Origin of the sequence: Arthrobacter sp. AB6 (assembly GCF_031844545.1) — a bacterium.
Taxonomy (GTDB): domain Bacteria; phylum Actinomycetota; class Actinomycetes; order Actinomycetales; family Micrococcaceae; genus Arthrobacter.
Map to the genome: position 1 here is coordinate 119339 of NZ_JAUZVL010000004.1, position 24326 is coordinate 143664.

At 65.3% G+C, this 24326-nt stretch carries 25 protein-coding genes and 1 tRNA gene; 17 read left to right on the plus strand and 9 right to left on the minus strand.

The genetic code is table 11. The features are described from left to right. Positions 1–167 precede the first annotated feature (167 nt). From Q9R30_RS04525 to Q9R30_RS04545, 5 genes are all read left to right on the plus strand, one after another. Entirely contained in the window at positions 168–1019 is an 852-nt protein-coding gene (locus tag Q9R30_RS04525) for a phage holin family protein (RefSeq protein ID WP_311216900.1), read from the plus strand. Positions 1020–1115: 96 nt separating this feature from the next. Beyond that, the gene (locus Q9R30_RS04530) at positions 1116–1739 is read left to right on the plus strand and encodes a CDP-alcohol phosphatidyltransferase family protein (RefSeq protein ID WP_104997342.1); all 624 of its coding nucleotides are present in this window, start codon (positions 1116–1118) and stop codon (positions 1737–1739) included. After that, on the plus strand, positions 1739–2647 hold the full coding sequence (locus Q9R30_RS04535) for a DMT family transporter (RefSeq protein WP_104997343.1): 909 nt from the start codon (positions 1739–1741) through the stop codon (positions 2645–2647). The genes Q9R30_RS04530 and Q9R30_RS04535 overlap by 1 nt, the downstream gene beginning before the upstream one ends. Before the next feature lie 155 nt (positions 2648–2802). Then, complete coding sequence (locus tag Q9R30_RS04540; RefSeq protein ID WP_104997344.1) at positions 2803–3999, plus strand: glycosyltransferase; 1197 nt, start codon at positions 2803–2805, stop codon at positions 3997–3999. Between the two features lie 77 nt (positions 4000–4076). Then, positions 4077–4150, plus strand: a tRNA-Ile gene (locus Q9R30_RS04545). A gap of 92 nt (positions 4151–4242) precedes the next feature. Here Q9R30_RS04545 and Q9R30_RS04550 read toward each other — a convergent pair. Next, positions 4243–4677 carry a tyrosine-type recombinase/integrase gene (locus Q9R30_RS04550; protein ID WP_311216901.1) on the minus strand — a complete coding sequence of 145 codons (435 nt, stop codon included), beginning with the start codon at positions 4675–4677 and terminating at the stop codon, positions 4243–4245. A gap of 606 nt (positions 4678–5283) precedes the next feature. Here Q9R30_RS04550 and Q9R30_RS04555 point away from each other — a divergent pair. Continuing rightward, entirely contained in the window at positions 5284–5649 is a 366-nt protein-coding gene (locus tag Q9R30_RS04555) for a hypothetical protein (RefSeq protein ID WP_311216902.1), read from the plus strand. 148 nt (positions 5650–5797) lie between these two features. Here the strand turns inward: Q9R30_RS04555 and Q9R30_RS04560 are convergent, their stop codons facing one another. Beyond that, on the minus strand, positions 5798–6640 hold the full coding sequence (locus Q9R30_RS04560; RefSeq protein WP_311216903.1) for a class I SAM-dependent methyltransferase: 843 nt from the start codon (positions 6638–6640) through the stop codon (positions 5798–5800). A gap of 713 nt (positions 6641–7353) precedes the next feature. Between Q9R30_RS04560 and Q9R30_RS04565 the strand changes: the two genes are divergently transcribed. Continuing rightward, positions 7354–8544, plus strand: a complete 1191-nt coding sequence (locus Q9R30_RS04565) for an acyl-CoA dehydrogenase family protein (RefSeq protein WP_311216904.1) — start codon at positions 7354–7356, stop codon at positions 8542–8544. Between the two features lie 36 nt (positions 8545–8580). Here Q9R30_RS04565 and Q9R30_RS04570 read toward each other — a convergent pair whose 3' ends face one another. Then, the gene (locus Q9R30_RS04570; protein ID WP_311216905.1) at positions 8581–9159 is read right to left on the minus strand and encodes a M23 family metallopeptidase; all 579 of its coding nucleotides are present in this window, start codon (positions 9157–9159) and stop codon (positions 8581–8583) included. A 468-nt stretch (positions 9160–9627) separates the two neighbouring features. Here Q9R30_RS04570 and rpsB point away from each other — a divergent pair, with 468 nt between their 5' ends. The 6 genes from rpsB to Q9R30_RS04600 all read left to right on the plus strand — a co-directional run bounded on the left by rpsB (position 9628) and on the right by Q9R30_RS04600 (position 14625). Further along, entirely contained in the window at positions 9628–10497 is an 870-nt protein-coding gene (rpsB, locus tag Q9R30_RS04575) for a 30S ribosomal protein S2 (protein ID WP_104997350.1), read from the plus strand. Positions 10498–10626: 129 nt separating this feature from the next. Beyond that, positions 10627–11463 carry a translation elongation factor Ts gene (gene tsf, locus Q9R30_RS04580; protein ID WP_104997351.1) on the plus strand — a complete coding sequence of 279 codons (837 nt, stop codon included), beginning with the start codon at positions 10627–10629 and terminating at the stop codon, positions 11461–11463. 140 nt (positions 11464–11603) lie between these two features. Next, positions 11604–12341 carry a UMP kinase gene (pyrH, locus tag Q9R30_RS04585; protein ID WP_104997352.1) on the plus strand — a complete coding sequence of 246 codons (738 nt, stop codon included), beginning with the start codon at positions 11604–11606 and terminating at the stop codon, positions 12339–12341. A 129-nt stretch (positions 12342–12470) separates the two neighbouring features. Then, positions 12471–13028, plus strand: a complete 558-nt coding sequence (gene frr, locus Q9R30_RS04590) for a ribosome recycling factor (protein WP_066274709.1) — start codon at positions 12471–12473, stop codon at positions 13026–13028. Continuing rightward, complete coding sequence (locus tag Q9R30_RS04595; RefSeq protein WP_104997353.1) at positions 13028–13951, plus strand: phosphatidate cytidylyltransferase; 924 nt, start codon at positions 13028–13030, stop codon at positions 13949–13951. Before frr ends, Q9R30_RS04595 begins: the two co-directional genes overlap by 1 nt. Positions 13952–14040: 89 nt before the next feature. Further along, the gene (locus tag Q9R30_RS04600; protein ID WP_104997354.1) at positions 14041–14625 is read left to right on the plus strand and encodes a DivIVA domain-containing protein; all 585 of its coding nucleotides are present in this window, start codon (positions 14041–14043) and stop codon (positions 14623–14625) included. Between the two features lie 29 nt (positions 14626–14654). Here the strand turns inward: Q9R30_RS04600 and Q9R30_RS04605 are convergent, their stop codons facing one another. From Q9R30_RS04605 to Q9R30_RS04620, 4 genes are all read right to left on the minus strand, one after another. Further along, positions 14655–16121 (minus strand): cation acetate symporter, encoded by a 1467-nt coding sequence (locus Q9R30_RS04605; protein WP_104997355.1) that lies wholly within the window; start codon positions 16119–16121, stop codon positions 14655–14657. Positions 16122–16128: 7 nt separating this feature from the next. Further along, positions 16129–16479: a hypothetical protein gene (locus Q9R30_RS04610; RefSeq protein ID WP_311216906.1), complete on the minus strand. Its 351-nt coding sequence runs from the start codon at positions 16477–16479 to the stop codon at positions 16129–16131. Further along, the gene (locus Q9R30_RS04615; protein ID WP_104997357.1) at positions 16476–17192 is read right to left on the minus strand and encodes a LytTR family DNA-binding domain-containing protein; all 717 of its coding nucleotides are present in this window, start codon (positions 17190–17192) and stop codon (positions 16476–16478) included. The genes Q9R30_RS04610 and Q9R30_RS04615 overlap by 4 nt, the downstream gene beginning before the upstream one ends. Before the next feature lie 66 nt (positions 17193–17258). Then, positions 17259–18455 carry a sensor histidine kinase gene (locus tag Q9R30_RS04620; RefSeq protein ID WP_104997358.1) on the minus strand — a complete coding sequence of 399 codons (1197 nt, stop codon included), beginning with the start codon at positions 18453–18455 and terminating at the stop codon, positions 17259–17261. 182 nt (positions 18456–18637) lie between these two features. Between Q9R30_RS04620 and Q9R30_RS04625 the strand changes: the two genes are divergently transcribed. After that, entirely contained in the window at positions 18638–19018 is a 381-nt protein-coding gene (locus tag Q9R30_RS04625) for a DUF485 domain-containing protein (RefSeq protein ID WP_104997359.1), read from the plus strand. After that, on the plus strand, positions 19015–20631 hold the full coding sequence (locus tag Q9R30_RS04630) for a cation acetate symporter (RefSeq protein WP_104997360.1): 1617 nt from the start codon (positions 19015–19017) through the stop codon (positions 20629–20631). The genes Q9R30_RS04625 and Q9R30_RS04630 overlap by 4 nt, the downstream gene beginning before the upstream one ends. Before the next feature lie 117 nt (positions 20632–20748). Here the strand turns inward: Q9R30_RS04630 and Q9R30_RS04635 are convergent, their stop codons facing one another. Both Q9R30_RS04635 and Q9R30_RS04640 read right to left on the minus strand, forming a co-directional pair. Next, positions 20749–21315 (minus strand): hypothetical protein, encoded by a 567-nt coding sequence (locus Q9R30_RS04635; RefSeq protein ID WP_311216907.1) that lies wholly within the window; start codon positions 21313–21315, stop codon positions 20749–20751. Between the two features lie 160 nt (positions 21316–21475). Then, complete coding sequence (locus Q9R30_RS04640; RefSeq protein ID WP_311216908.1) at positions 21476–21949, minus strand: Lrp/AsnC family transcriptional regulator; 474 nt, start codon at positions 21947–21949, stop codon at positions 21476–21478. A gap of 194 nt (positions 21950–22143) precedes the next feature. On the opposite strand from Q9R30_RS04640, the gene pdhA reads away from it, so the two are divergent. Further along, entirely contained in the window at positions 22144–23313 is a 1170-nt protein-coding gene (gene pdhA, locus Q9R30_RS04645) for a pyruvate dehydrogenase (acetyl-transferring) E1 component subunit alpha (RefSeq protein WP_104997362.1), read from the plus strand. After that, on the plus strand, positions 23313–24323 hold the full coding sequence (locus Q9R30_RS04650) for an alpha-ketoacid dehydrogenase subunit beta (protein WP_104997363.1): 1011 nt from the start codon (positions 23313–23315) through the stop codon (positions 24321–24323). The genes pdhA and Q9R30_RS04650 overlap by 1 nt, the downstream gene beginning before the upstream one ends. Positions 24324–24326: the final 3 nt, after the last annotated feature.

Consider the following 24326-nt stretch of genomic DNA (forward strand, 5'->3'; position numbering starts at 1 on the left):
TCCTAGGCCCGCACCGGCCAACTTTGCAGCGTTGTAGGCGGTGCCGTCCGGCAAGCCCCGAAGTTCGTCCTTAACCTGAATGATAGTTTTGGTGCGGGGACTGTGCGGCTGCACTTTCCCGCAGCACACGGAAGCCGATTCGACCCATAACCAGTTAGGCGGAACCGATGAGCGGACGTCACAGCGGGCGTACCAGCCAGGGATTGCGCATCACAGCGCTCCCAAGGACGCTAAAACTCCTTTTCCGGTTGGCGCCGCGCCAGCTCAATGACGAAATCGCCTTCGCCAAGATCGAGCTCAAGCGCAAGGGAATGCAGGTCGGAGTAGCCGCTGCGTTCTTTGCTGTAGCCCTCGTGTTCCTTTTGTTCCTGGTGGTGGGCCTCATCGTGGCGGCAATCATGGGCCTGGCAACCATCATGCCCGCCTGGCTGGCCGCGCTCCTGGTGTCGGCGGCCTTCCTGCTGATAGCGCTGATCGGCGGCCTGATCGGTGCAAGGAAATTCAAGAAGGCCATGCCGCTCATGCCGGAGGAGACCATCCGCGGCATCAAGCACGATATCGGCGTGGCAAAGGACGGGTCCGCCTTCAACGCCGCAGTCCTGGATCCCCAGAGTCCGGAAGGCAAAGCCGCCAAAGCCGCGAAGGATGAAGCCGCGGCAAAGGCCAAGGCCGAGAAGGCAGCCAAAGCGGCTGACCACGACAAGGAATTCCCGCACGCATCCGAGCCCGAGCTGGCCCGCCGCCTCAACCAGCGCCGCCACCACCTCACCGAAGTACGCGACGAACTCGGCACTGAGCTGGATGTCAAGACCCAAGCCCGGTACCTGCTGGCCTCCGCCCAGGACAAGCTGCGCGAAGGGCAGGCCCTGGCCGGCCGCGGCCGGGATGTTGCAGGGCAGAAGTTTGCCGCCCTGGCCGGGTCCGCTGACCTCGAGAAGCGATGGAAGCCGATGGCGGCCTTCATCGCCGCGGGGACGGCCTTCCTGGTGCTCGTCCGAAAGCTCCTGCGGACGTACTAGGGGCAGGTGGCGGGCCCGTCGCGGGAACCCGCAGAAGGTCCATGGCTGGAACGGCAAGGCGCTCGCAGGGGGCGGCAGGAAGGAAAGGGGCACGGGGTGAAGTTCATTGGTGCCGGCTCCCGTCCCGGACGCCCCCAGGTGGACCACGACCGGGTGTTCACTATCCCCAACCTGCTCACCGTGGTGCGCTTCATGGGCGTCCCGCTCTTCATCTGGCTTGTCCTGGCGCAGAAGGAATACGGTGCCGGCGTAGTGGTGCTGGCGGTCATGGCCGGCACGGACTGGATTGACGGCTACATCGCCCGCCGCTTCGATCAGGCCTCCAGGCTCGGCCGGGTCCTGGACCCCATCGCCGACCGCCTCGCCCTGATCGCCGTGGCTGTCACGCTGGTGATGGCCGGCGTCGTCCACTGGCTGTACCTGGCCGCGCTGGTGATCCCGGATGCCGTCCTGCTCGCCCTGACGCTGTCCTTCTTCCGGGGGCACCCGGACCTCCCGGTAAGCATGGTGGGCAAGGTGCGCACCGGCCTGCTGCTGCTCGGAACGCCGATACTGGTCCTTTCACGGCTGGATACGGGATTTTCCGGCGAGCTGTTCGTTGCCGCCTGGATAGTGCTTGGTCTTGGGCTGGTTGGCCATTGGATTGCTGCCTACAACTACTTCTGGGCCATCCTGCGAAAGGGCAGAATGGCCCGGCAACACGACGACGGGACAACCTGATGGTGTGGATGGCGGTGGTGCTTGCGCTGCTTGGCGCCTTCTGCCTGGCCCTCGGCGCCCAACGCCAGGGGAGCGCTGTCAAGGCGGACACCGGCGGCCTTGCCCTGAGCTCAAACGGCTTCCTGCGCCTGCTTCGGAATCCGCGCTGGGTGTTCGGCCTGTTGCTGCTGTGCACCGGTATGGCCATGAACGCGGTGGCGCTCGTATCCGCCCCGCTGACGGTCGTCCAGCCCATCGGTGCCATCGCCCTGGTGATCACCACCATCATCAATGCACGGGACCAGGACCTCACCATCAACCGGGCAACGGTGGTGGCCATCGCCGCCTGCGTGACGGGCTCCGCGCTCTTTGTCCTCCTGGCGGTCAACGTCACCCAGGAAAACCACCACGTGAGCGTGGAGGACGAGCTCACGATCGTGCTGCTGCTTGCCCTCGCCGTTGGAGTCTTCGGCACGCTCGCCGTCATGTTCAAACACCGGATCAATGCCTTCGTCTACATCCTGGGCGCCGGGGTGCTCTTTGGCTTCGTGGCCGTCCTCACCCGGATCATCGGCAAGCATCTGCTCGACCCGAACGGGCTGTTCCTGCTGAACGTTCAGTGGTACTCCGTGGTGGCCCTTATCGCCGCCGGCGGGCTGGGGTCCTGGTTTGTCCAAAACGCCTATTCCTCCGGCCCGCCGGACCTCGTGATCGCAGGACTCACGGTGATTGACCCCCTGGTGGGTATCGCGATCGGCATTGTGATCCTCGGTGAACTGCGCCCGGATGTCCACGCCGTGATGGCCATTGCGATGGGAACCGCGGCCTCCCTTGCTATCGTTGGGGTGATCGCCCTTTCCAGGCACCACCCCGAGGTCACGAAGCGCAAGAAGGACGCGCGGAAGGCCGTGGGCCGGGCGGTGCGTTAGCCGGCTGTCCAACATATCTTGTCCAGCAAATACCAGCAGATTTCCAGCCCAGATCCAGTCAACCCAAATTCACCACGAGGCCAGGCACCACGTGCTTCGGCCAGCTGTGCTGCCAGTTCATGCTGTCCGCACCGTGACCATCAGGAGCTCTCCACGTGACCACGCCCGCCGACCAGCGTCCCCTGACCATACTGATTGCCGCGGACACGTATCCGCCCCATATCAACGGAGCAGCCCAGTTCGGCTACCGCCTGGCCAAGGGAATGACCGGCCGGGGACACGACGTGCACGTCCTGGCCTGCCGCGCGGACAACGGAAAGAGCTTCACCGAGTTCCGCCCGGAAGGAACGGTCCACAGGCTCCGTTCCCACGGCGTTCCCACACACGAATACTTCCGGATCTGCCTCCCCTGGGAAATCAAGAAGGAAATCAGCCTTCTTTTCGACCGCGTGCAGCCGGACGTGGTGCACATCCAGAGCCACTACATGATCGGCGAGCACGTCCTGTACGAGGCCGTGAAGCGCGGTGTGCGGATTGTTGCCACGAACCACTTCATGCCGGAAAACCTCAACCCGTTCCTGCCGTTTCCGCAGTGGTTCAAGGACATCATCGGCCGTATCTCGTGGAAGGACATGGGCAAGGTCATGGGTAAGGCGGACGTAGTCACCACGCCCACCCCCCTTGCGGCAAAGGCCATGCACCAGCACGCCTTCCTGCACAAGGTGTTGCCGCTGTCCAACGGCATCGACTCCGCAGCCTACGAACTGCAGCCCGGGGAGCAGATCGATCCCCACCCGTACCCAACAGTGATGTTCGCCGGCCGGCTGGCGGAGGAGAAGCACGTGGATGTGCTGATCGAGGCCATCGGCAAAACCCCGCCGGAGCTGAACGTGCACCTGGAGATTGTTGGCGGCGGCGAGGTGCGCTCCGCCCTGGAGGAGCTTGTCGACCGGCTCGGGCTGGGGGACCGGGTGAAGTTCCTCGGGCTTGCCACCGACGAGGAGTTGCGGAAGGCCTATATCCAGGCGGACCTCTTCTGCATGCCGGGAACTGCCGAGCTGCAGTCGCTGGTGACGCTGGAGGCGATGTCCGCTTCCACCCCGGTGGTGCTGGCGGATGCCATGGCGCTGCCGCATCTGGTGCGTGACGGCGAAAACGGGTACCTCTTTACGCCCAATGACAGCGACGACCTCGCCAAGAAGATCACGCGCATCCTGGAACTGCCGGCCGCTGAGCGTGCTGCCATGGGCCATGCCAGCCGGCAGATGGTGGAGCCGCACAGCATCCAGGGAACGCTGCAAACCTTTGAGGACCTTTACCGGGGTGCGGCGTTCGAGGACAAAGTGGTCTGAACGCATTCCCGGGTTTGCTAGAGTGTTTTTGCCCTGCAGGCACGCATCGCTTTTGAGGCGGGCCGCCGCGGGGATTCGGGGCTATAGCTCAGCTGGTTAGAGCGCGGGACTCATAATCCTAAGGTCCTCGGTTCAAGTCCGAGTAGCCCTACCCGGAAAGAGCCCCTGACCTGCGGAAACGCGGATCAGGGGCTCTTCTCTTTTGAAGTTCCGAGGTAGGCATCCACCGGAAACCCACCGGAATCATTCCGTGCTCTGGCCGAATGCCTCCAGCAGAGTCGTGTTGTCCGGTGCCTCGTGGGTCTTTCGGACGTAGTGCTTCCGCGTGACGTTCTCGCTGGAATGGCCCACCTGGGCGGATGGAACGGCCATGCCTGAGGAGGCCTCCAACAGGGTTCCTACCGTCTTTCGGAAGGTGTGCGGTGTGACCCACTCAAAGCCGAGCTCGTCACGCGCTGAGCGCCACTGCTTCCGAAAATTATAGGGGTCTCGGAGCGAGCCGACGGCCGAGGGGAACACGACGTCCCACGGGTTGGCCTCCAGCTGCCCAATTTGCCGCCTCAGGAGCATTTCCACTGCGAAGGCGGGCAGGAAGTACCTTTGGCGGGAATGGGCGGTCTTAGGGTGCTCCTGGATGGTCAGGCCCTGTTTCGGCATGTAGACGATGGTCCCGTTCACCGTGACAGTGGGGCGGGCAGCGGAGTCCTGCTCGCGCGGCAGGCCTACGACCCGATCGGTCAGGACGAGATCGCCAAGCCCCTGCGTTCTCTACGCAATGTCACTGCCGCATTCCTCGACTCCAATCGCATGCCTGCCTACGTCGCACAGACCGAGAAGCTGATCGTTCACGGCGAATTGGAGGATTCAGGGGCCTTCCGAAGCGACTGGGTCGCTCCTGCTCGACGCCGCGCTGCTCACGAAAGGGGACTACTCACGCGATGTTGGCTGGGCCGGAAGGCGTCGCCAGCTCGGAAGTTCCCAGAAAGACGACTCCTGGACCGACATGCTCACCACGGGGTCTCGGGCGAATCTCGCGAACATCCGCGAGCCGCTGATGGCTCTGCTGGACGACGTCGCCACACGGGCGGCGACCGGCACGAACCATCCGGGCGACACCCTCGATGCGATCCGCGCCCAGTGGCTCGCTGAACGCGAGTCCCGCAACTTCTACGACTGGCGCTACTACCTCGTCCGCTACACCGGCGCCCGCAGCTCGAAGGGCGACGGCTACTACCACGGCACCTACGACAGCACGACCGGCGGATTCGCTTATAGCGCCTCCGGATGCTTCACGGCAGCAACTACACCGCCCCCTTCAGCGACGCGCTGCTACATGCGGCCTGGATCCACGGCTCGCTCGATTCTGATGCAGAGACTCCAACTTGGTGGCACAGCCACGACCCCGGCCTCACGCTCAAGAAGTCCCGCATCCAGATTCGCTGTCATGACGACTCCTTCGAACTCGTCCTTCCAGACGACCCTGAGACCGTCGAGACCAAGGTCGCCAGGGCGCTGACGGCGTTCAACTCCGAGAACCAGTTGCGAGTTCTGATCCAGCAGAATCCCGAAGGCGGCAGGCTAGTGGATAGCGAGGACCGGATACAGCTCTGCGTGCGACTGGTGCGCTCGTTGGCAGTTGAGGGCCTCTGACGGTCATTGCAGGACGCCGCAATCGAAGCGTTTGCGACCTTCGCTCCAAAATGGCGCATCGTAACGGAGACTGCCGGCGGCAGGGAGATGGGTGTAACCCCATCCGTAAGCCCTAGGGTCTAGAGCGATGAAGGCTCCGATGTCCGGTTCATGACGCGGCCCTCATCGAGCCGGACTCCGCGCGGATGCGCTCCGCAGAGTTCTCTCCCACATCACGAAGAGTCCACACGTGCCCGTCGACCACGATCATCGCGAGTCGGGCGATGTGCTCTATCTGGACGTGCTGCTCGGCCGTCATCTCGACCGCAGCGTCGAGGAAGACCCAGTCGAACTGGCCCGGAGAGAAAGTGTTAGCGGTGAGTGCATCGCGGACATCGACCGGGTAGATCGCTGCGGCCTTCGGATGCTTGCGGATCAGGACGTTGAGCATCGCCTGACTAGAGTCAACGCCCGCGTAGCGGTCCGCACTGGCGAGCCCAAGATCGAGCACTCGACCGGTGCCACAGCCGATGTCGAGAACGTGGGGCGGGTACTTTCCCCGAACACCATCGAGGAGCCGCTTGACACGGTTCGACTCCCCGGAACCGATGGGGTGCTCGACGTCCCAGATAGTGGCGACCGCGTCGTACGGCGACTCGATGTCGCTGACCGTGGAGGGTGCGTTCTGGATTCCGTAGAACAGCCGAGTGGTTGCGCGGTTGACCAGTGTGGTGTCGGTGAAATGGTTGTCCTCGGTCCACCAGCGGTACTTCCCGTCGGGGCTGAGGAGATAGATCTTGGTCAGCGAGTAGTACTTGCCCGGCTGCCCGAAGGTGTGGATCACGCGCGCGGCGCGAACCATGTCCTCGTGGGTCACGCCCGAGGTGCGCCCTTCGACGATGTAGTGGTGGGGTGCCGTCTCGGCATAGGTCCTAGCGAACGTCCACTCCCGGGAGGTTGCAAACTCCAGCCACCAATCCAGGTCCTGCTGGGTAATCCGGCCCTCAGTCATCTGTCTTCTCCTAGTTACGTGCGTCCGGTCTCGTAAGATCAGGATGCACGGCACCTCCGACAAAACCGCTGCTCAACGTCGTTGGAGGGTGTCGCGACGTTGGCGCGCTGGCGACTGATGCACCGATAGATGACAGCCTGAGCTGTCTTGCTTGTAGGCGGGCCCGGAGGGACGCAACAGATGCCTGTAGACCGCCACCCATCCACCGCAGAAGGCGAACTCAGATGGTCGTCGCTTGCGGCAACTCTCGGACCGCCGGTACAGGGTCGCCCTGGACCTGCCGAGGTCACGGGCGACCTGGGTGCCAGGCTCCCCGGCCGTCTGACGCCGCCTACCGAGATCCTTGCCGACGGCCCTCCATCGAATGGGCTGCGGGTAGGCACATTCGGTGGCTTTCGTCCACCGCTAACCCACCGGAAACAACGAGCAGGATCGGAAGGCAATGATCAGCTGGAATCGCTCGAGGGGCGCTACTGCTTGGGATCCGCGGGGTGATGGAATCCACCGGAAACGGACGAAAGGCAGGAATGGCTAATCCTAAGGTCCTCGGTTCAAGTCCGAGTAGCCCTACATCTGCGGAAAACCGCGCCGACGATCATCGTCGGCCGCGGTTTTCTTCCTTAAGGCCACGATGTGCGGTATGTTACTCATCAGTAACTTACCGTGCTTCTTCCACGGAGCACCGGTCACCGCTGATCACTTGTGAGGTAACCATGTCCACAGCCGCTGCAGGCCTCAACGACCTTCCCTACGCTGACGGCGACTTCTTCGCCTTTGAGCAGCTGCTCACCGGAAAGGAACAGGACCGGCTGGCAGAGGTCAGGGAGTTCCTGGCGCGGGAGGTCAAACCCATCGCCGTGGACTTCTGGAACCGCGGTGAATTCCCGATGGACCTCATCCCCAAGCTGGCCAACATCGACCTGGTCAGTCCGGTGCGCCGTCAGGGCTATTCCAACTTCCTCGCCGGCCTGGTCCACGCAGAGGTGACCCGGGCCGACGCCTCAATCTCCACCTTCATGGGCGTCCACGACGGCCTGTTCACCGGCTCCATTGAAGCGCTGGCATCACAGGAACAAAAGGACGCCTGGCTTCCTGACATTTACGCCCTGAACAAGATCGGCGCCTTCGGGCTGACCGAACCCCTGGGCGGCAGCGACGTTGCCGGCGGCACCCGCACCACCGCACGGCGGGAGGGCGGCGGCTGGATCCTCAACGGAGCAAAGCGCTGGATCGGCAACGCAACGTTCTCCGACTGGGTGGTCATCTACGCCAGGGATGTGGACGACAACCAGGTCAAGGGCTTCCTGGTAGACACCACCCTGGAGGGCTTCAGTGCTGCCAAGATCGAGAACAAGATCGCACTGCGGACTGTCCAGAACGCCGACATCGCCCTGGACAACGTGCTGGTCCCGGACTTCTGCAAGCTGGCACACGCCAACAGCTTCCGCGACGTCAACAAGGTCCTGAAGGTCACCCGGCTGGGCGTCGCGTGGCAGGCCGTGGGCCAGCAGCTGGCCGCCTTCGACGTGGCCCGGCGCTATGCCGTGGAACGCCACCAGTTTGGCCGGCCGCTCGCATCCTTCCAGCTGGTGCAAAGCCAGCTGGTGCAGATCCTCGGCAACGCCGTCAGTTCCATGGGCATGATGGTGCGGCTCTCCCAGCTGGAGGACGCAGGACAGGCGCGCGACGAACAGTCCGCCCTCGCGAAGGCATTCACAACAGCGAGGATGCGCGAAAGCGTGGCGATCGGCCGGAGCATCCTGGGCGGCAACGGCATTGTGACGGACTTCGAGATGGCCAAGATCTTCGCCGACGCTGAAGCCATCTACTCCTATGAAGGCACGCACGAGATCAACACACTGGTCACCGGCCGCGCGATCACCGGCATCTCCGCGATTGTCTAGCCTTCCCGGCCTGCCGCGGCATACTCGGGCCAGGTACTAGGGCGGCGCTTCGAGCGGCAGGAGGATGGACGGCCGGAGATCCATGACGAACTGCAGCGGATTGACGTAGTCATCGCCGCGCCGCACACCCCAGTGCACGCAGGGCGCTGCAGGGCAATGCCCCGGACGTGCCGTGCCGACAGGCTGCCCGGCCGATACCACGCTGCCTGCTGCGAGGGTGCTTGCAACCGGCTCAAAGCTGCTCCGCAGCCCGTTGCCGTGGTCGATGGTGATTACCGGGCGGTCCACCACCACCCCCGCGAAGCTGACGGTGCCCGCAGCCGGCGAGGTGACGTGTGCGCCGTCGAAGGCTGCTCCGAGGTCCACGCCCCGGTGGCCGCTGAGCCAGGGCTTCGGGGGCGGATCAAAATCCCGCAACACCCGGGGGCGGGGGCTGAGGGGCCATTGCCAGGAGGGTGCGGCCGCGTCTGCCACGCCGGCGGTGGCGTCCGGAGCCGCCCCCTCCACGGCTCCCAAGGGTCCACCGTAGGCGGGCGCCGCGGTGAGGGGCTCCCCGGCGGGGGCCAGTGAAGCGGGCATCAGGAGGAACGCCGCGAGCAGCAATGGTGGTCTCATGCCACCAGCGTGCGCCCGCCTTGATCGTGCCGCGAGCGGCAGGTGCGGCTATGTGGATAAGGTGCGCGCCGGCGTCGTTCCTGTCCTCGTCAGTGTCCTCTGGCCGAGGGTGCCTGTAGTACACTTGATGGAGCAGTTTGCTGCGCCCTCAATGCCTCCCGTCCAGCGGCTATCCAGTGGTTCTTCCAAAGGTATATGTTCCTGTCCGGGCGGCGTCGGCACATCTCATTCAGGAGTGTGGGGGAGCGGCAGCTGACTACGCGCATCCAGCCCTCCTTAGCGACGCCCCGGCCGAGCTGGCGGAGGATCAGGCCTCTTGCGGTCGGGACTCCGGTCCTGATGGGAAGCCTGATGGATGCCAGGAGCACGGCCCGTCCGGGCCACGCTAATCAACCGTCAACTATTGGCAGGGTAAGAAGCCTCCGGGTTTTCTCATGAATGACCTGCCGGAAAATAAGGAGCGTCGGAATGCCCGTCGTAACCATGCGCCAGCTGCTTGACAGCGGCGTCCACTTTGGACACCAGACCCGCCGTTGGAACCCGAAGATGAAGCGCTTCATCTTCACCGAGCGCAACGGCATCTACATCATCGACCTTCAGCAGTCGCTGTCCTACATCGACCGCGCCTACGAATTCGTGAAGGCCACCGTTGCCCACGGCGGCACCGTCCTCTTCGTCGGCACCAAGAAGCAGGCCCAGGAAGCGATTGCCGAGCAGGCAACCCGCGTTGGCCAGCCCTACGTCAACCAGCGTTGGCTCGGCGGCATGCTGACCAACTTCCAGACGGTCGCCAAGCGCATCCAGCGCATGAAGGAACTCGAAGAGATCGACTTCGACGACGTCGCCGGTTCCGCTTACACCAAGAAGGAGCTGCTGCTCCTCAAGCGCGAACTCACCAAGCTGGAGTCCAACCTCGGCGGTATCCGCAACCTGACCAAGGCACCGTCCGTGCTCTGGATCGTGGACACCAAGAAGGAACACCTCGCCGTTGACGAGGCCAAGAAGTTGAACATCCCCGTTGTTGCCATCCTGGACACCAACTGCGATCCGGACGAGGTCGACTTCCCGATCCCGGGCAACGACGACGCCATCCGCTCCGTCAACCTCCTCACCCGCGTTGTTGCAGACGCCGTTGCCGAAGGCCTCATCGCCCGCAACAGCCGTGGCACGGGCGCTACTGAAGCTCCGGAAGAGCCGCTGGCCGAGTGGGAGCGCGAACTCCTCGAAGGCAGCAAGGCTGAAGCTGCAGCTCCGGCAGAAGAAGCTGCGGCACCCGCCGCCGCTGAAGCTGCCGCTCCGGCGGAGGAAGCTGCTGCTCCTTCCGAAGAAGCCAAGTAACACAAGTAAATCCGGATTTTCCGGCGCCGTCCTGCGGTAGCCGGAGCTGCTGACAGGATGGCGGCCCGCCACGGGCTGCCGTCCTGTCGGTCCGTACACCACAACAAATTTCTAGACAGAGGGGTTCACATGGCGAACTACACTGCCGCGGACATCAAGGCCCTGCGCGAGCGCACCGGCGCCGGCATGATGGACGTCAAGAAGGCTCTTGACGAGGCCAACGGCGACGCCGAGAAGGCCATCGAGATCATCCGCATCAAGGGCCTCAAGGGCGCCACCAAGCGCGAAGGCCGCTCCACCGCTGAAGGCCTGGTGGCCGCAAAGGTCAGCAACGGCGTCGGCGTCATGATCGAGGTCAACTGCGAGACCGACTTCGTTGCCAAGGCTGACAAGTTCATCCAGCTGGCCGACAAGGTCCTGGCCGTTGCCGTCGAGTCCGGCGCTGCCGACCTCGAGACCCTTCTCGCCACCGATGTTGACGGCAAGCCCCTCTCCGAGGTCGTCGTCGAAGAAGGCGCAGTCCTGGGCGAAAAGGTTGTTGTCCGCCGCATCTCCCGCATCGAGGGTGCAACGGTTGACGCTTACCTGCACAAGACCTCCAAGGACCTGCCGGCCCAGGTTGGCGTGCTGTTCGCTGTTGACGGTGAAGGCGAAGCTGCTGCCACCGCAGCCCACGATGTCGCAGTCCACATCGCGGCCATGGCCCCGAACTACCTGACCCGCGAGGACGTTCCGTCCGACCTGGTTGAGTCCGAGCGCCGCATTGCCGAAGAAACCGCCAAGGCCGAGGGCAAGCCCGAAGCCGCCCTCACCAAGATTGTGGAAGGCCGCGTTACCGGCTTCTACAAGGGTGAGGTCCTGGTTGACCAGGCATTCGCCAAGGACGCCAAGAAGTCCGTGGCACAGGTCCTCGCTGAGGCCGGTGTCAAGGGAACCGCGTTCACGCGTTTCCGCGTCGGCTCCTAGCCGAAACTGCAAAGGGGTGGCCACTTCGGTGGCCGCCCCTTTTGCATGCGCGGGGAGGCCCCGTACGGGACAGGCCCGTATGGGACCTTTTGGCCGCGCAGCAGGATAACCTTTTTAGAGTTCACCAACGGGAAGGCATCATGGAAGCCGTCAACACTGTAGTCCAGCCAGAGAAAAGTCGACGCCGGGTCCTCCTGAAGCTCTCCGGCGAGGTCTTCGGCGGCGGGAAGCTGGGCGTTGACCCGGAAACCGTCCGCGACGTCGCCAAGCAGATCGCCGCAGCCGTACCCCAGGTGGAGGTGGCCATCGTCGTGGGCGGCGGCAACTTCTTCCGCGGCGCCGAACTTTCCCAGAGCGGAATGGACCGCTCCCGCGCCGACTACATGGGCATGCTCGGCACCGTGATGAACTGCCTTGCCCTCCAGGACTTCCTGGAACAGGCCGGCGTCGAAACCCGAGTCCAGAGTGCCATCACCATGGGCCAGGTCGCCGAGGCGTACATTCCCCGCCGCGCCATCCGCCACATGGAAAAGGACCGCGTGGTCATTTTCGGCGCCGGCGCCGGGCTGCCGTACTTTTCCACCGACACCGTTGCGGCGCAGCGGGCCCTCGAGGTCCACGCCGACGTCGTCCTGATGGCCAAGAGCGGTGTGGACGCCGTCTACACCGCCGACCCCAAGAAGGACCCCACAGCCGAGCGGCTGGAAACCCTCAGCTACGACGACGCGCTCCGCCGGGACATCCGGGTCATGGACCAGACGGCCATGACCATGTGCAAGGACAACAACCTTTCCATGGTGGTCTTCGGCATGGAAGGCGAAGGCAACGTCACCCGCGCCATCCTCGGCGAAAAGCTGGGCACGCTGGTGACCGCCTAGCTGCGGCTAGGATGTTTTCAGGACAGTTCCGTCGGTGCCGTTAAGGACACGGACGGACCAGCAACAGAGAACCACGTTGTGTGCAGGGACCCGGCCACCCGGACTGCACCAGGACCTTCAGGAGAGACCGTGATCGAAGAAACCTTGCTCGAAGCCGAAGAAAAGATGGACAAGGCAGTAGAGGTAGCCAAGGAAGACTTCGCTTCCGTCCGCACCGGCCGCGCCAACCCGGGCCTGTACAACAAGGTCCTGGTGGAGTACTACGGCTCGCCCACTCCACTGCAGCAGCTTGCCTCGTTCGCTATCCCGGACGCCCGCACCATCCTCATCACCCCCTTCGACAAGACGGCCCTGCGCGACATTGAGCGTGCCCTCAGCGATTCCGAGGTGGGCGCCAACCCGTCCAACGACGGCAACGTCATCCGGATCACCATCCCGGAGCTGACCAAGGAACGCCGCAAGGAATACGTCAAGATCGTCAAGACCAAGGGCGAGGACGCCAAGGTGTCCATCCGCAACATCCGCCGCAAGGCCAAGGAAACCCTTGACAGGCTGGTCAAGGACGGCGAGGCCGGGGAGGACGAGGGCACCCGCGCCGAGAAGGAGCTGGACAGCCTTACCAAAGCCCACGTGGACGGCATCGATGAGCTGCTCAAGCGCAAGGAAGCAGAGCTGCTCGAAGTCTGATGGGGCAGGCAGATCAGGCCCCGGCAGCAAGGGCGCGCACACGGGGGAAGCAGCCCAGGAGCAACCCGACACCAAAGGCCGGACGTAACCTTCCGGCCGCCGTCGTGGTGGGTCTGGCCATGTTGTTTGCCGTTCTGGGCGGCCTGCTGCTGCTCCCGCTCGGCTTCGTTGCGGTAACCACCACCTTCGCCATCTTCGGCGTCTGGGAAATCTACCGCGCCCTGGAAGCCAACGGGACCAGGATGCCCATCGTGCCGGTGATGACCGGCACGGTGGCCATGCCCTTCGCCGCCTACCTTGGGGGCATCGAAAGCCTCCTGTTTGCCATGCTGCTGAGCTCGGTGGCCGTGCTGCTCTGGCGGTCCATCGAAAGTGCCGCCGGCTCGGCCAACAGCATCTTCGCGGGCGTCTTCACCCTGGGCTGGGTGCCGTTCTTCATCAGCTTCGCCGTACTGCCGCTGCACGCCGCGGGCGGTGCAACCCCGCTGGGACTGTGGCCGGGCGGAACCATCCCCCAGGGCGCCTGGCAGGTAGCGGTGATGCTCCTGCTGGTGGTTTCCAACGACACCTTCGGCTACCTGGTGGGGGCATCGCTGGGCAAGCACCCCATGGCGCCAAAAATCAGCCCCAAGAAGTCCTGGGAAGGATTCGCCGGATCCATCGGCGGGGCCATGCTCATCGGTATCCTTGCCTGCCTGTTTGTACTCGACAAACCCTGGTGGGTGGGCATCGTCCTGGCGGTTGGCCTGGTCGCCGCTTCCACCGCCGGTGACCTCGCTGAATCCATGGTCAAGCGCGAACTGGGCATCAAGGACATGAGCAGCATCCTGCCCGGACACGGGGGAGTCATGGACAGGCTGGACTCGATAGTCTTTGCTTCGCCGGCAGCGTTCGTCCTCTACGGGCTGGTGGCCGGTGCCTGACACAAACCCCGCCGGAACGCCAGATCACCCCCGGCACAAATAAGCTGGTGCAGAAGTACTACGGCTGAAGAGCACTGAAGGAAGCAAAAGTGGCATTGGACATTCATCGGCAGATCCCTGCGTCCTTTGAGCGCGTGAAGCGCGGTGAGTACGGCTACAACGCCAAACAGGTGGACCAGTTCCTGCAGCGTGCCCGGGTGTCATTGGAGACCCCGGAATCAGCGGCCCGGCCCGTCAACAGTTCAGACGTCCGGGCTGTCTCCTTCGATCCCGTCAAAGGCGGGTATTCTGCCGCGGTGGTGGATGCCGCGCTGGACCGGCTCGAGGACGCCTTCGCCCGCCGGGAGCGGGACGAGCTGATCGCAGCCCGCGGGGAGGAGGCCTGGCTGCGCGAGATCGGCAACCTTTCGGGCATCCTCCGCGGGCGGCTGCACCGCCCGGACGGCGACCGCTTCCGCCGCCCCGCCAAGAAGAAGGCGCGCAGCTACAACACGGCCGACGTCGACCGGCTGTGCCGCGAGCTGATTGCCTACCTTGAGCATGACAAGCCCCTCAGCGTGGACAGTGTGCGCCGGGCAGTGTTCCGCCCGGCCGTGGGCAGGGACGGGTACGAGGAATCGCAGGTGGATGCGTTCCTGGACCGCGTGGTTGAGCTGATGGCTGCCATCGACTGAGCCGCCCGGCTTCCGGACGGCAGGGGAGCTCAGCGCTCGGTGGCGAGCGGGCGCTCCGGGGTGTGGAGCCGGGTCATCACCCTGGCCATGGTTCCCGGGATCCGCTGCGCCGTTGCGCGGGACACGATGACCATTACCGCAAAGGCCGTGGGTACCGTCCATGCCGCCGGCTGGGCAAGCCAACCGGGGGTGTTGGCTGCCCCGGCGACGGCCCCGACGATCATTGCCCCACCGCACAGGACTCCGCCGGTCAGCATGCCGGCGATGGCGCCGGCGTCGGTAAGCCCCCGCCACCAGATCCCCAGCAGCAGCACCGGGCACACCGTGGAGGCGGTAAAGGCGAAGACCAGCCCGACGCTCCCTGCCAGGGCGAAGGAGTCGGTCATGAACGCAAAGCCCAAGGGGACAACGGCGGAAATGACGGCTGCCAGCCGGAAGCTGCCCACGCCTGCGCCCAGGACGTCCTGGCTGATGACGCCGGCCAGGGAAACCACCAGCCCCGAGGTGGTGGAAAGGAAGGCCGCGAAGGCCCCCGCCACCACCAGCGCGGACAGCAGGTCGCCCGCCGTACCGCCCACGAGTTGCCCGGGCAGCAGCAGCACCATGGCGTCCGCCTGGCCGGCGCGCGCCAGCCCCGGAGCGAACATCCGCCCCACGAGCCCGTAGGCGGTGGGAAACAGGTAGAACACGGACAGCAGGCCCAGGACGATCAGCGTGGTGCGGCGGGCGGACTGGCCGTCGGGGTTGGTGTAGAAGCGCACCAGCACGTGCGGCAGGCCCAGGGTTCCAAAAAGCAGGGCAACCAGCAACGATACGTTCTCGTAGAGTCCCGCAGGGGGCGCCCCCGTGGGATTAACCGCAGGCGCAGCGAGGGCAGGGGCCCCGCTGCCGGCGAGAACGAAGATGATGAACAGGATGGGAACGGCCAGTGCGGTGAGCTTCAGCCAGTACTGGAACGCCTGGACGAACGTAATGGAGCGCATGCCGCCTGCCACCACGGTGAGGCATACCACGATCACCACCGCGACGGACCCCACCCAGGACGGCAGCCCGGTGGTGATGCGGATGGTGAGGGCAGCGCCGTGGAGCTGGGGCACGATGTACAGCCAGCCCACCAGCACCACCACCAGGCTGGTGACTTGCCGCACCGGCCGGGAGTCAAGCCTGGCCTCGGTGAAGTCGGGGATGGTGTAGGCGCCGGACCGCCGCAGCGGCGCTGCCACGAAGAGCAGCAGCATCAGGTACCCTGCCGTGTACCCGACCGGAAACCACAGCGCATCCGTTCCGGACAGCAGGATGAGCCCGGCGACACCCAGGAAGCTGGCAGCGGACAGGTATTCGCCGCCGATCGCGGACGCGTTCCACCATGGCCGGACCGTGCGGGAAGCGACGTAGAAATCACCCGTGGTCCGCGATATGCGCAGGCCGTAGAAGCCGATCACGGCGGTGGCCAGGGAGACACCCACCAGGGCAGCCAGTGCGATGCCGGGGTTCACGGTTCCCTCACTGGTCCTCGGCCAGGTCCCGGTACCGTGCCTCGTTGCGCGCCGCCGTCCGGATGTACAGCCAGGCGCTGAGCCCGATCACCGGGTAGATGCCGGCCCCCAGCAGGAGCCAGGCGAACGGAATGCCGGCCACAGGGGTTTCGGCCAGCCCGGGGACGGTGGTGAGCAGCAGGGGAAAGGCACCAAGGATCACCAGGAAGCCTCCGGCGACCACCAGGCCCAGCCGCAGCTGGGACCGGATCAGGGACCTGACAAAAACCTGTCCGACTTCGGAGTCCTGGGCGGCTTCCCGCGTCTCCTTTGCCGGCCGCAGCGCAGTCCGCGGTGCCGTTACCCGCACCCTGGTCATGTATTGGGCCTGATCCGGGTGGCCTCGAGCTTCTCCCGTACCGTGGGAAGGTGGCGCCTGCTGATGGGCAGGCCCGCGCCCGCCACCGTGACGCTGGGACCGTCGGCCGCGAGCTTCATCGAGGTCACGTGCTTCAGGGCCACCAGGTAGGAGCGGTGCGTCCGGATGAATCCGGCGTCCGCCCACTGCTGCTCGAGGTCAGCCAGCGGAACCCTGATCAGGTAGCTGGCCTCGGCGGTGTGGAGGCGCGCATAGTCGCCCTGCGCCTGGACGTAGGTGACGTCGTCGCGCCTGATCATTTTGGTGGTCCCGCCCTGGTCCACCGTAATCATCTCCGGCGCGGCGCCGCCGTCGCGCAGTTCGCTGATGCGCCCCACGCAGCGGGCCAGGCGCTCGGCCCGCACCGGCTTGAGCAGGTAATCCACCGCGGCGAGTTCGAAAGCGTCCAGCGCGTGGTCCTCGTCCGCCGTCACGAACACGACGGCGGGCGGCCGGCTGCTCCCTGCGATGGCCCGGGCAATGTCCAGGCCGGACATCGCGGGCATGTGGATGTCCAGGAAGACGGCGTCGACAGTGACGGAGGAGAGGGCATGGAGGGCTTCGCTGCCGGAGGTTGCCCGGAGGATCGTTCCCACGCGTTCGTCCCTTCCCAGCAGGAACGCCAGTTCCTCAACGGCGGGCAGCTCATCATCAACGACGAGGACGTTAATCATGCTCCTAGGGTAGCTTTCCGGAGCCTGCAGTTGGCGCCGGAGGCGGTCGGCGCAGGCCGGGGCCGGTCACGCATCGTGGCCCGGCTGCGACTTCGGGACCCGCATGGTGATCAGCGTTCCCTCTCCGGGGGCGGTCTCGATCACCAGCCCGTGGTCGTTGCCGTAGACCTGGCGGAGGCGGGCATCGACGTTCCGCAGGCCCACATGCTCGCCGTCGGTGTGGCCGGCCAGCATGGACTGGAGCTGGCCGGGGTCCATGCCCACGCCGTCGTCCTCGATGGTCACCTCGGCGAAGGCGCCGGCGTCGTTGGCCGTGATGCTGATGTGCCCGGCCCCCTCCTTGGCCTCGAGCCCGTGCCGGACCGCGTTCTCCACCAGCGGCTGCAGGCTCAGGAACGGGATGACGGTGCTGAGTACCTCCGGTGCCACGCGAAGGCTCACCTGGACGCGCTCGCCGAACCGCGCCCGTTCCAGGAGCAGGTACCGGTCGATGCAGCGGAGCTCCTCGGCGAGCGTGGTGAAGTCCCCGTGCCGCCGGAAGGAATAGCGGGTGAAGTCGGCGAACTCCACCACGAGCTCCCGGGCACGGGCGGGATCCGTATTGATGAAGGACGCGATGGCGTTCAGTGAGTTGTAGATGAAGTGGGGGCTGATCTGGGCCCGCAGCGCCCGCACTTCGGCCTCCATCAGCTGGGTGCGTGAGGCGTCCAGTTCCGCGAGCTCCACCTGTACGGCCACCCAGTCCGCCACTTCGCTGGTGGCCCGGACAAGTCCCGCGCCGGCGGACGGGGCGAAGGCTGCGACGGCGCCCACCACCCGGGAGCCGGCCCGCACCGGCGCGATCACGGCTGCGAACGGGCCCCCCGTAGTGTCCGTGGCGGGGCCTGCGTCCCCGGCCGGGAGCACAGCCGTCCGGCCGCTCGCCAGGACGCTGGCGGCAAGGTCCATCATCCGCGGTTTCAGGTCTTCACCGGCGCCGTCCCACGCCAGCACGCCGGAGGTGTCCATGATCGCCAACGCATCGCAGCCCAGCAGGGCACGCAGCTGGCGGCTGGCCTTGGCCGCGCCCGCGGGGTTGAGTCCGCGGCGGAGGTGCTGGCCCGCCTGGGAGGCGGCGTGCAGCGTGTGGTAGGTGGCGCGCTCGGCGTCGGTGCCCAGGTCCCGGAAGGACCGGAGCACCTTGAGTCCCACGCCGACGACGACGGCGATGGCCATGGCGATGACGGCCACGGCTGCGGCAGTCAGGAGGGGGGAGTCCGGCATGGTGCCCAGCGTAGCCGCGGGTGCCGTTTGTCGCAGCATCCCAACCGTTGAGCGACCGCCGGCGGCTAAGTCTGGAATGTGGCACCCCGCACGCAGCAGAGTGATTGTAGTCACATTTGCGGTACCCCGTCTTCGGGGCCTGCCGTTGGGTGTGTCCAGGCAAGTCTCAACGAGGAGGAACGATGGGTAACGATGCCCACACTCCGGACGCAGCGGCGTCCGTGGACTTCGAGCAGGTCCAGTCGACGGAGCAGTTCAAGGAACTGCGCAAGCGTCACCGCAGCTTTGTCTTTCCCATGGCAGTCGCATTCCTGCTGTGGTACTTCGCGTACGTCCTGCTCGCCGACTACGCCGTGGGCTTCATGTCCACGAAGGTCTGGGGCAACATCAACGTGGGCCTGATCCTCGGCCTGCTCCAGTTCGTGTCAACGTTCGCGATCACCGGCTGGTACGTCAGCTACTCCAACCGGCGGCTGGACCCCATCGCGGCCGAAATCCGCAACGAAATCGAAGGGCACGAATTTGATAAGCACGGCAACCGAGTGAGCGGAGCAAACAAATGATCGGCATCGCCACCGCGGTGGACGTGGCCGCCCTCAAGGACACCACGCTGCTGAACATGGGGATCTTCGGCCTGTTCGTGGCCGTGACCATGGTGATCGTCTTCCGTGCCAGCCGGAACAACAAGACCGCCGCGGATTACTACGCTGCCGGCCGCTCCTTCACCGGCTCGCAGAACGGCACCGCCATCGCGGGCGACTACCTCTCCGCGGCCTCGTTCCTGGGCATCACCGGCGCCATCGCCATCAACGGCTATGACGGCTTCATGTACTCCATCGGCTTCCTGGTGGCCTGGCTCGTGGCGCTGCTGCTCGTGGCCGAACTCCTGCGCAACACCGGCAAATTCACCATGGCCGATGTGTTGTCCTTCCGGCTCAAGCAGCGGCCCGTGCGCATCGCTGCCGCCATCTCCACCCTCGCCGTCTGTTTCTTCTACCTCCTCGCCCAGATGGCAGGCGCCGGAAGCCTGATTTCGCTCCTGCTCGGCATCAGCGACTGGGGCGGACAGGCACTGGTGATCATCGTCGTCGGCGCCCTCATGATCATGTATGTCCTCATCGGCGGCATGAAGGGCACCACCTGGGTGCAGATCATCAAGGCAATCCTGCTCATTGCAGGCGCCGCCGTCATGACACTCTGGGTCCTGGCCATCTACGGCTTCAACCTCTCCAGCCTCCTGGGCGCCGCAGTGGAGACGGCCAACAACCCGGCCGTCCTCAACCCGGGCCTGCAGTACGGCAAGACCGAAACCTCGAAGCTCGACTTCATGTCACTCGGCCTGGCCCTGGTCCTCGGCACGGCCGCCCTGCCGCACGTGCTCATGCGCTTCTACACGGTCCCCACGGCCAAGGAAGCCCGCAAGTCCGTGGTCTGGTCCATCTGGCTGATCGGCCTCTTCTACCTCTTCACCCTGGTGCTGGGCTACGGTGCCGCTGCCCTGGTGGGTGCCGACACCATCAAGAGCGCCCCGGGCGGCGTGAACTCGGCTGCCCCGCTCCTGGCCTTCTACCTTGGCGGACCGCTGCTGCTGGGCTTCATCTCAGCCGTCGCGTTCGCCACCATCCTCGCCGTCGTGGCCGGCCTGACCATCACGGCTGCGGCTTCCTTTGCCCATGACATCTACGCCAGCGTCATCTCCAAGGGGAAGGCCGACGCCGACACGGAAGTTAAGGTGGCCCGGCGCACCGTCGTGGTCATCGGCGTCCTCGCAATCCTGGGCGGCATCCTCGCCAACGGACAGAACGTGGCGTTCCTCGTGGCGCTCGCATTCGCCGTCGCAGCCTCCGCCAACCTGCCCACGATCATCTACTCCCTGTTCTGGCGCAGGTTCACCACCCAGGGCGCGGTCTGGAGCATGTACGGCGGCCTGGGCTCCGCGATCGTCCTGATCATCTTCTCGCCGGTGGTCTCCGGCGCAGCAACATCGATGATCAAGGACGCGAACTTCGCGCTCTTCCCGCTGAGCAACCCCGGCATCGTGTCCATTCCGCTCGCGTTCCTGCTGGGCTGGCTGGGAACCGTCCTCGACAAAAAGCGCGAGGACACCGCCAAGCAGGCCGAAATGGAAGTCCGGTCCCTCACGGGGGTGGGTGCCGAAAAGGCCACCAGCCACTGACCTGCGCCAGCCCCTGGCCGTCATCAACCGCCGGCCGAGGGCAAGAACACCGAAGAGCCTCCGTACCGGGAACATTCCATTCCTGGTACGGAGGCTCTTCCGTTCCTGCCGGAGCTGCTAGCCCGCGGGCCTCAGTTTGATGTTGGTCATCTTGAGCTCGTCGGCTCCTTCAAAGCGGTAGGCGAGGTCCACCTCTTTGCCCTCGCAGCTAATGAGTCCGACAATATCTGCCGACTTGGTTCCGTTCTCGGTGGCAACCTTAAGGTCGGTGTAGGCCGGTTTGCAGGATCGGTCCATCTCCAGGCTTTTGACGCCGGAAATGAAGGCCTCCTTGGACAGCTGCTCCTGCAGCGCCGGGTCGAGGTACTCGTCGTATGCTTTGGAACTGTCCCCGGCGATCACCAGCTTCGTGAAACCGTCCGCCAGGCCCCGCGCCTGGTTGGTGGCGCTGCCCGCTATGTTGACCAGGATGATGATCCCGAGGATCACCAGCAGCAGGACGCCGCCGGCGCCGGCCGCAATGATCCACAGTTTCCGCCGGTTCCTTGGCGTCCTTGGCGGCGGCTGCCCCGGGAGCCCGAAGGGCGCGGAGTCCGGGTCCTGCCCGAAGTGCGGCTGCTGGGGCAGCTGCCGGGACCCAAGACCGGTGTGGCCCGGCTGGTACGGTTCCTGAGGAGTGCTCAAAATGGAGCCTTTCGGGAAAAGTGGTGCTGCGCACCGCTCGGTGGCGGGGATCCTGTGCCGGCCCCGCCAATTAACTGGCACCAGCCTATAGCGCGGGCTGCCGGCCTCGTACTCCGGTCCGCCTTCCGCCGTCGTACTTTACGTCGATGCGGGACGCCCGCTAGCGGCGTTCGGAACCACGGTCAAGCAGGGGCTGCACCCGGAACGGAATGAGTTCCCCCATGGCCAGGGCCGTGTCAGTCCTGTCCACGCCTGCGCACGCCAGGATTTTCCCGTTGATCCGGAACAGGTCCTCGGCGTCCAGTGCCACCACCCGCAGCAGCAGGTCCGCCGAACCTGTCAGGCCGTAGCCCTCAAGGATCTCGGGGATGGCTGCAAGTTCCTTTGCCAGCTGGGCGAGCCGTTGCTGCTGGACGTGGACGGAAATGAAAGCCATCAGCGGGTAGCCCAGGGCAGCGGGGTTGATCCTCCGCTCGAAGGACAGGAAGACGTGCCTTTTCTCCAACTGCGCCATGCGCGCCTGCACGGTGTTCCGGGACAGGCCAAGCTTCTGGGCCAGCGCCACCACCGTCTTCCGGGGGTCTTGGGCCAAGGCCGAAAGCAGGCGGGTGTCGGTGCCATCCAGGGCTTGCATAATGCGCAACGTTAGCACGGTCGCGGGCCGCCGCGCAGAGCATTTTGCTCAATGATCGCGCCGGTGGTTGTACCTCCTGAGCATTGTGAGTAGGGTCACAATATCCGGGGCAAAGGCGCCCGGGCGGCCGGCGGCCGGCGGGACCACAAGTCCCCAAACCGCGGGTCAACCACGTGAGAAGATTGCGGGCTATCGTGTCTACAGACGAAACGGGCCAGGGCGGATCCACCGCCTCCATCAGTGCCCGGTTACCCCATGGACAAGGACGGGACCTGGTCCAGTTGGTCACCCCTTCCGGAGAACGGGTCAGCCATCCGGAATTCGACTACTGGGTCCGGGACATCACCGACGAGCAATTGTGTTCCCTTTTTGAGGACATGAGCGTCATCCGGCGCATCGACGTCGAGGCAACGGCCCTGCAGCGGCAGGGCGAACTTGGGTTGTGGCCGCCGCTGCTGGGACAGGAAGCGGCGCAGGTTGGCTCCGGCCGCGCGCTCCGCAGCGACGACTTCGTCTTCTCCAGCTATCGGGAGAACGGGGTGGCGTACTGCCGCGGAGTGGACCTGACGGACCTCGTCCGGGTGTGGCGCGGCAACGCGTCCTCGGGCTGGGATCCCTATACGGTCAACATGGCCACCCCGCAGATCATCATCGGGGCCCAGACCCTGCATGCCACCGGCTACGCCATGGGCATCCAGGACGATGGCGCAGATTCGGTGGCCGTGACCTATTTCGGCGATGGCGCCACCAGCGAAGGTGACGTCAACGAGGCAATGGTGTTTGCCGCAAGCTTCCAGGTCCCCGTGGTGTTTTTCTGCACCAACAACCACTGGGCAATCTCCGAGCCTGTGCGGCTCCAGTCCCACATCCAGCTCGCGGACAGGGCTGCCGGGTTCGGCATCCCCAGCCTGCGCGTGGACGGCAACGACGTCCTGGCGGTCATGGCGGCAACGCGGGTGGCCCTGGACCGGGCACGGCGCGGCGGCGGCCCGACCTTCATCGAGGCGGTCAGCTACCGGATGGGCCCGCACACCACGGCGGATGACCCCACCCGCTACCGCGACCCCAACGAACTCGAGGACTGGGCTGCCAAGGACCCGATCAGCCGGATTGCCGCACTGTTGGACCGGAAGGGCCTGCTGACCGAAGAACTGCAGCAGCAGGTGAAGGACAAGGCCGACGCCGTGGCGCGCGAGATGCGCACGGGGTGCATCACCATGCCGGACCCCGAACCGCTGGACGTCTTCAGGCACGTCTACAGCACACCCAACTCCTGGCTGGACCGTCAGCAGGACCACTACGCCCGTTACCTCGCCTCCTTCGGTGATCCCGCTGGGGCCGTCCCAGAAGAAGGTGCACGCTGATGACCCAGATGACCTTTGCCCGTGCCATCAATGCCGGCCTCCGGAAGTCCCTTGAGAACGATCCCAAAGTGGTGCTCCTGGGCGAGGACATCGGCACCCTCGGCGGCGTGTTCCGTGTGACCGACGGGCTGCAGAAGGACTTCGGGAAGCACCGCGTGGTTGATACGCCACTGGCTGAATCGGCCATTGTGGGCACCGCCGTCGGCCTCGCCTACCGGGGCTTCCGCCCGGTGGTGGAAATCCAGTTCGACGGTTTCGTGTACCCCGCATTCGACCAGATTGTCAGCCAGGTGGCCAAGATCCACTACCGCACCCGCGGAGCGGTGAAGATGCCCATCACCATCAGGATTCCGTTCGGCGGCGGCATCGGCTCACCCGAGCACCACTCCGAATCTCCGGAGGCCTACTTCACCCACACGTCCGGCCTTCGCGTGGTGACCGTTGCGGATCCGCAGGACGCCTACACGGTGATCCAGCAGGCCATCTCCTGCGACGACCCCGTGCTCTACTTTGAACCCAAGCGCCGTTACCACGACAAAGGCGAGGTTGACGAGGCACTGGACCCTGCCACCGCGGCGCCCATGGGCCAGGCGCGCGTCCTGGCCAAGGGCACCGACGTCACGCTGGTGGCTTACGGCCCACTGGTCAAGACGGCCCTCGATGCAGCTTCCGCGGCCGCCGACGAAGGGATTTCCATCGAGGTCATCGACCTTCGCTCGCTGGCGCCGGTGGACTATGGCACGGTTGTTGCCTCCGTGCGCCGAACCGGACGAATGGTCATTACCCACGAGGCCGGGCAGTCGGGCGGCCTGGGTGCAGAAGTGGCGGCGAGCATTACCGAGCGGTGCTTCTACTACCTGGAAGCCCCGCCGGTCCGCGTCACCGGGTTCGACATTCCCTACCCCTACTCCAAGCTTGAAATGCACCATCTGCCAGGCCTGGACCGAATCCTCGACGGCGTGGACCGTGCCCTTGGCCGGCCTAACTCCCTCAGCGGGCTGGAAGGATGAGCG

Excerpts from the sequence above, each read along its gene's own strand:
- Q9R30_RS04595 (WP_104997353.1), top strand. The coding sequence starts at position 13,028 with ATGGGGCAGGCAGATCAGGCCCCGGCAGCAAGGGCGCGCACACGGGGG.
- Q9R30_RS04610 (WP_311216906.1), bottom strand. The coding sequence starts at position 16,479 with ATGACCAGGGTGCGGGTAACGGCACCGCGGACTGCGCTGCGGCCGGCA.
- Q9R30_RS04535 (WP_104997343.1), top strand. The coding sequence starts at position 1,739 with ATGGTGTGGATGGCGGTGGTGCTTGCGCTGCTTGGCGCCTTCTGCCTG.
- Q9R30_RS04615 (WP_104997357.1), bottom strand. The coding sequence starts at position 17,192 with ATGATTAACGTCCTCGTCGTTGATGATGAGCTGCCCGCCGTTGAGGAA.
- Q9R30_RS04640 (WP_311216908.1), bottom strand. The coding sequence starts at position 21,949 with ATGCAAGCCCTGGATGGCACCGACACCCGCCTGCTTTCGGCCTTGGCC.
- pyrH (WP_104997352.1), top strand. The coding sequence starts at position 11,604 with ATGGAAGCCGTCAACACTGTAGTCCAGCCAGAGAAAAGTCGACGCCGG.
- Q9R30_RS04570 (WP_311216905.1), bottom strand. The coding sequence starts at position 9,159 with ATGAGACCACCATTGCTGCTCGCGGCGTTCCTCCTGATGCCCGCTTCA.
- Q9R30_RS04630 (WP_104997360.1), top strand. The coding sequence starts at position 19,015 with ATGATCGGCATCGCCACCGCGGTGGACGTGGCCGCCCTCAAGGACACC.
- tsf (WP_104997351.1), top strand. The coding sequence starts at position 10,627 with ATGGCGAACTACACTGCCGCGGACATCAAGGCCCTGCGCGAGCGCACC.
- Q9R30_RS04560 (WP_311216903.1), bottom strand. The coding sequence starts at position 6,640 with ATGACTGAGGGCCGGATTACCCAGCAGGACCTGGATTGGTGGCTGGAG.
- rpsB (WP_104997350.1), top strand. The coding sequence starts at position 9,628 with ATGCCCGTCGTAACCATGCGCCAGCTGCTTGACAGCGGCGTCCACTTT.
- Q9R30_RS04565 (WP_311216904.1), top strand. The coding sequence starts at position 7,354 with ATGTCCACAGCCGCTGCAGGCCTCAACGACCTTCCCTACGCTGACGGC.
- Q9R30_RS04650 (WP_104997363.1), top strand. The coding sequence starts at position 23,313 with ATGACCCAGATGACCTTTGCCCGTGCCATCAATGCCGGCCTCCGGAAG.
- Q9R30_RS04625 (WP_104997359.1), top strand. The coding sequence starts at position 18,638 with ATGGGTAACGATGCCCACACTCCGGACGCAGCGGCGTCCGTGGACTTC.
- Q9R30_RS04620 (WP_104997358.1), bottom strand. The coding sequence starts at position 18,455 with ATGCCGGACTCCCCCCTCCTGACTGCCGCAGCCGTGGCCGTCATCGCC.
- Q9R30_RS04555 (WP_311216902.1), top strand. The coding sequence starts at position 5,284 with ATGCTTCACGGCAGCAACTACACCGCCCCCTTCAGCGACGCGCTGCTA.
- Q9R30_RS04525 (WP_311216900.1), top strand. The coding sequence starts at position 168 with ATGAGCGGACGTCACAGCGGGCGTACCAGCCAGGGATTGCGCATCACA.